A 4,436-nucleotide genomic window follows, 5' to 3' on the forward strand; every position below is an offset into this window, starting at 1 on the left:
GATGAGGAAAAGCTCACGACCTTCGGCAGCGACACCCCGCTCGGGCGCGCCGGGCAACCCGCAGAACTTGCGGGCATGTACGTCTACCTCGCAAGTGACGAGGCCTCATACGTCTCGGGCGGCGTCTTCCCGGTCACGGGAGGACGTGCGCTCTAGCGTACCGAGCCTCACCCATCGGCCATCCGTGGCCTCTCCGCCACCGACAGAGCCACCGACAGAAAAGAGGAACCATGCCTGGACGCCGGAACTCGAGTCTGAAGGACCCGGAGCTGTACGAGGAACTGCGCGATGACGGCGCCTCGAAAGAGAAGGCGGCCCGCATCTCGAATGCAGCAGCCAATCGCGGACGCTCGAACGTCGGACGCAAGGGCGGCGAATCGGGCAGCTACGACGACTGGACCGTCGACGAACTCAAGAAGCGCGCGAAGGAACTGGGACTGAGCGGCTACTCGTCGATGCGCAAGAAAGAGCTCATCGACGCCCTGCGGAACCACTGAGGTTCGGCACGACTCGCACTACCGCGCCCAGCACGGCGGCAAGCAGCGAGACCAGTTCTGTCACGAGGATGCCGAGCACCGTGGTGATCGCGGCGATCACTGTTGCCCAGATTCCGACGGTTCGCAGAGCCTTCATGGGCCAACAGTAACGCTCGCGAGCATGCCTCGCAGGTCTACAGCTCGAGGGGCCATGGCTCATCGGGGGCCCCGCCACGCACTCCCTCAAGCTGTCGAGTGCGCCGTTCAATCTCTTCGAGCGCATCCTGATCGGGCTCGATCGTGATGCCGCCTGCGACGGATTCGACGACGAACGCGGCGGCTTCATTGAGAAGCAGTGTGACCGTGACCGGGTTGCCCTCCGCGCTTACGGCAGGAACGGTGACAGCATCCGCGGAGCGGTGCTCGCTGAGCACGCGGGCGTAATCGATCAGGGCATCGGCAGTGTCGTCGTGCATGAAGAGCGACCTACCGGCATAGTGCACTTGCTTCATGCCGCGAACGTACCTTCTGTGGATTGCGAGGTACGAGGCCGTTGACAAGTGCAGTCTCTAGTCCTAGGACATTAGGGCGCAGGATAAGGAGTCGCACGAAGCACTCGAGCGAGGTGAGCGGCGTTCAATGCCACTGGAGAGATGTCCGACCCAGGTCGGAGTCGCGAAGACGAGGATGTCGGAATCCAGGATCTGCTGACGGCCCTTCGGCCACTGGTCGCCGTCACCCATGTCGGCTTCGACGCCGGGACGGATGTCGAGATCGACCACCCTCACCGTGCTGTTGGAAGCGCCGTGCTGCGTCAGGGAGTCGAGCACGATGTCGGTGAGGTCTTGAGTGCTGGACTCGGCGGGCGACGGCTTGAGCGTGCAGTTGAGCGGGATCGCGCGCAGGGGTGTCTCAGTCATGGCGCCAGTCAATCGGTCACCGCGAGCCCCGTCGCGGGCCTTGACATCCGACGAGCGCGGAGACCGGGCGCCTGGTCTACATGGCCAGACGCCTGAGGATCAGGTCCATGATCCGATCAGGGAGCAGGCGACGTGCGGCGACGACGATCTTCGCTGACGCCGGAGTCGCGTATCGGGTCTTCGGCCGCCGCGCTGTCGCCGCGCGCACGATTGTGGCCGCGACATCCTCTGGGGTCCCGGATGCCGGCGAGTCGTCGACGCGTTCGTAGTTGCGGACGAGGGCTCGGGCCTGCTCGGCATACGGACCGGCTCCCGAGTACTCTTTGGCGCTCCGGCGCGAGATCGAGTTCCACTCGGTCCGGATCGGCCCCGGCTGGATGATGACCACGTCGATCCCGTGGGGGGCCAGTTCGATCCGCAGTGAGTCCGAGAGCCCTTCGACCGCGAACTTCGTGGCGTGATACCAGGAGCCGATCGGTTCGTAGATGCGCCCGCCGATGGACGAGACGTTGATGATGCGGCCGCGCCCGAGAGCGCGCATCGTCGGGATCACGAGCTGGCTGAGCCGCGCCAGCCCGAAGACGTTGACCTCGAACTGGCGGCGGGCCTCGTCGATGGGCACGTCCTCGAGTGCGCCGTACGACCCGTAACCAGCGTTGTTGACGAGCACGTCCAAACGCCGCTGCTCACGGATGATGCGGTCAACGCCAGCGCGCAGGGATGCGTCATCCGTGACATCCATCGCGATCACCTGGCATCCGGCTGCCTCGAGCTCCTGCATCCGGTCTACCCGCCTCGCTGCGCCGTAAACGATCCAGCCGCGCGCAGCGAGCGCGAGTGCCGTGGCGTGGCCGATCCCTGAGGAAGCGCCGGTGATGAGGACGACGGGGCGTGGTTTCGGGCTCATTCCCTTAGTTCATCACGCCCCGTGGCGGTCAGCTCCGGATGTCGGAGGCTCGACCTAGAGTGCGATGCATACCGAGAGCGTGCCCCTCTCCCGATGGAACAGGAGCACGTTCATGACCACGTACAACTCTTCTGCTGCAGCGACTCCAGCGGCGTTTGACGACCTCGTCCTCACCTGCTGCCACATCCGCGAGGGCGAGCGCCCAGTCGGATTCGTCTCGCATGACTCGCTCGGATGGGTCTTCACGTGTGGGCGAGACGACCACTGGACCGACTGCTGGGGTATGGCACACGCGTATCACTTCACGGCCGCCGACTCGTCGCTTGTCCCGCTTGGTGCACTCGGTGTGGGCGGGCAGGCGGCGCGCCTCGCCGCGGGTCACGCCTGGCTGACGCTTCCCGTCTTCGAGGCGGACGAGAGCGCGCCAGATCAGTCCCAGTCGAGGTAATCCTCGATGGGCCAGGCGGTTTCCCCGACATGGGTCAGCGGGAACAGGTCACGGGCTCCCTCGATCGTGACGACGCTGATCCGCTCGGGAGCGCGCGCTGCGAGAGCCTCGCCGTTCGCCGGCGCTGCCACCTCATCGTCGGCTCCCTGGATGATCAGGATGGGGATACCCGGCGGGATCTCGAGCGGGCCGACCTCAGGCGTCGCGGCGCGAGCAGCGCGCTGCATGGCGACGAGCTCGGACTTACGGGCGTTCTCCGGCACCTCGGATGCAGCGGATGCCGCGGCATCCTCGGTCCCCTCGACGCCGAGAAGCAGGAGTCCGCCGAACCGCCCGGGGTGGTCGATGGAAGCGATGCGCGCCACCGAGCCGCCAAAGCCGTGTCCACCGACCCAGGGGAACGCAAGGTCGAGGTGATCCATCACGTCGATGACGTCCTCGGCAAGATCGTGCATCGTCGGTTCGGCCCCAGACTGCGGGAGACGGCTGCCGATCCGCACGACGTGGAAGTCCTCCTCGGCGAGCGCTTCGGCAAGTGGCCCGAGGTAGCCGATGTTCAATCCCTGGCCGGGCACCAGCACGAGAGACGGGCCGTTGCGGCGGTCCTCGGCGTACGGGATCGCTCGCCCATCGGGTTCGAACGTCTCGATGTCAGCCATGTCGTCTCCGTCCTCTCGAAGCCAGCGCCTCATGACCCAACCGGGACAGAGCGCGTAAGCGTGATCACCCTGGACGACCCTAACCGAACGAGGGTGCGGACAATCCGTTCCCGGCGGCTCACCCAGTCCACTGGCGTCGTCTCCACCGAGGCGCGAGGTCAGGAGAAGAGTTGGCGCAGCGCGTCGAGGTCACCGGCGTCCACGACCTCTTGGACCGCGTCGATGGTGGTCTGGTTCGCAAACATCGGCTTGAGCGTGTCGTTCCAGATTGACCGCACGGTGTCCACGTCCCCAGTGTCAACTGCCGCGCCCGCGGACTCGATTGCCTGCTGGTAAGGAATCTGCTCGAACCCCGCAGGCGCGTCACCTGGGGCGTAGTAGGGAACCCAGGGAATGGCCGGGTCGGGGGTGAGCCAGAGCACATGACCCGGATGAATCACACGCACGTGGTTCATCTGAGCCAGGTTTGGGTACGCGCAGAGCCGTTCAGCGATCACGGACTCGACGTCACCGGACGCAACTGTATAGGCCACAGGAGCACCGTCATCATCGGCTGTGACCTCGCCTTGCGCGAACTCTCGTGCGCCCAGATCACGAAGGCTCCCGCGCCGCTCCCAGTACAAACCGTCGGATTCGCTCACGACCTGGGATAGGCCGGCGCAGGAGTCCGGATCTGTCGCTTCCGTCGCAGACGAAGCCTCGGAGATCGGCGTAGCGACAGCCGTGGGGACGGGAGCGCCGAGTGTCTTGACGGACTCCGGCGCCGTCACGGTACACCCAGCGAACGCGGTCGCGGCCACCAGAAACACCACGAGCGTGAGAGATAGCCTGGCTCCAACCGACAGCGCGCCGCAAGCCGCGGCCGGCGATTCAGTTGTTGAAGCGGAACTCCACCACGTCGCCGTCCTGCATGACGTAGTCCTTGCCCTCAAGCCGCGCCTTGCCGCGCGAACGAGCCTCGAGCACCGACCCCGCGTCGACGAGATCGTCGAACGAAATGACCTCGGCCTTGATGAAGCCCTTCTC

General features: G+C 65.7%; 10 protein-coding genes. 3 read left to right on the plus strand and 7 right to left on the minus strand.

The features are described 5' to 3' along the window. The coding region (locus tag B4F19_RS14680; RefSeq protein WP_292735945.1) for an SDR family oxidoreductase at positions 1-156 on the plus strand (156 nt) is incomplete at its 5' end. A 74-nt stretch (positions 157-230) separates the two neighbouring features. Further along, positions 231-497 (plus strand): DUF7218 family protein, encoded by a 267-nt coding sequence (locus B4F19_RS14685; protein ID WP_292735933.1) that lies wholly within the window; start codon positions 231-233, stop codon positions 495-497. Here B4F19_RS14685 and B4F19_RS14690 read toward each other — a convergent pair. The 4 genes from B4F19_RS14690 to B4F19_RS14705 all read right to left on the minus strand — a co-directional run bounded on the left by B4F19_RS14690 (position 472) and on the right by B4F19_RS14705 (position 2,303). Beyond that, a complete protein-coding gene (locus B4F19_RS14690; RefSeq protein ID WP_292735936.1) occupies positions 472-633 on the minus strand; it encodes a hypothetical protein in 162 nt (53 codons plus the stop codon). The two genes, B4F19_RS14685 and B4F19_RS14690, sit on opposite strands and share 26 nt — an antisense overlap. 37 nt (positions 634-670) lie before the next feature. Continuing rightward, positions 671-988, minus strand: a complete 318-nt coding sequence (locus tag B4F19_RS14695; protein WP_228177064.1) for a hypothetical protein — start codon at positions 986-988, stop codon at positions 671-673. 63 nt (positions 989-1,051) lie between these two features. Next, on the minus strand, positions 1,052-1,396 hold the full coding sequence (locus tag B4F19_RS14700; protein WP_292728520.1) for an NAD(P)H-dependent oxidoreductase: 345 nt from the start codon (positions 1,394-1,396) through the stop codon (positions 1,052-1,054). A 76-nt stretch (positions 1,397-1,472) separates the two neighbouring features. Then, entirely contained in the window at positions 1,473-2,303 is an 831-nt protein-coding gene (locus B4F19_RS14705) for an oxidoreductase (protein ID WP_228177062.1), read from the minus strand. Between the two features lie 112 nt (positions 2,304-2,415). On the opposite strand from B4F19_RS14705, the gene B4F19_RS14710 reads away from it, so the two are divergent. Then, a complete protein-coding gene (locus B4F19_RS14710; RefSeq protein WP_292728517.1) occupies positions 2,416-2,751 on the plus strand; it encodes a hypothetical protein in 336 nt (111 codons plus the stop codon). On the opposite strand, the gene B4F19_RS14715 is transcribed toward B4F19_RS14710, so the two are convergent. From B4F19_RS14715 to B4F19_RS14725, 3 genes are all read right to left on the minus strand, one after another. Further along, on the minus strand, positions 2,733-3,410 hold the full coding sequence (locus tag B4F19_RS14715) for an alpha/beta fold hydrolase (protein WP_228177061.1): 678 nt from the start codon (positions 3,408-3,410) through the stop codon (positions 2,733-2,735). The two genes, B4F19_RS14710 and B4F19_RS14715, sit on opposite strands and share 19 nt — an antisense overlap. A gap of 158 nt (positions 3,411-3,568) precedes the next feature. Continuing rightward, complete coding sequence (locus B4F19_RS14720) at positions 3,569-4,180, minus strand: hypothetical protein (RefSeq protein WP_292735939.1); 612 nt, start codon at positions 4,178-4,180, stop codon at positions 3,569-3,571. Between the two features lie 100 nt (positions 4,181-4,280). Beyond that, a complete protein-coding gene (locus tag B4F19_RS14725; RefSeq protein ID WP_414683168.1) occupies positions 4,281-4,424 on the minus strand; it encodes a DUF933 domain-containing protein in 144 nt (47 codons plus the stop codon). Positions 4,425-4,436 lie beyond the last annotated feature (12 nt).

The organism is Microbacterium sp. UBA1097 (assembly GCF_002313585.1).
In the GTDB taxonomy this organism is placed as follows: Bacteria; Actinomycetota; Actinomycetes; order Actinomycetales; family Microbacteriaceae; genus Microbacterium.

Excerpts from the sequence above, each read along its gene's own strand:
- B4F19_RS14690 (WP_292735936.1), bottom strand. The coding sequence starts at position 633 with ATGAAGGCTCTGCGAACCGTCGGAATCTGGGCAACAGTGATCGCCGCG.
- B4F19_RS14715 (WP_228177061.1), bottom strand. The coding sequence starts at position 3,410 with ATGGCTGACATCGAGACGTTCGAACCCGATGGGCGAGCGATCCCGTAC.
- B4F19_RS14710 (WP_292728517.1), top strand. The coding sequence starts at position 2,416 with ATGACCACGTACAACTCTTCTGCTGCAGCGACTCCAGCGGCGTTTGAC.
- B4F19_RS14705 (WP_228177062.1), bottom strand. The coding sequence starts at position 2,303 with ATGAGCCCGAAACCACGCCCCGTCGTCCTCATCACCGGCGCTTCCTCA.
- B4F19_RS14695 (WP_228177064.1), bottom strand. The coding sequence starts at position 988 with ATGAAGCAAGTGCACTATGCCGGTAGGTCGCTCTTCATGCACGACGAC.
- B4F19_RS14685 (WP_292735933.1), top strand. The coding sequence starts at position 231 with ATGCCTGGACGCCGGAACTCGAGTCTGAAGGACCCGGAGCTGTACGAG.
- B4F19_RS14700 (WP_292728520.1), bottom strand. The coding sequence starts at position 1,396 with ATGACTGAGACACCCCTGCGCGCGATCCCGCTCAACTGCACGCTCAAG.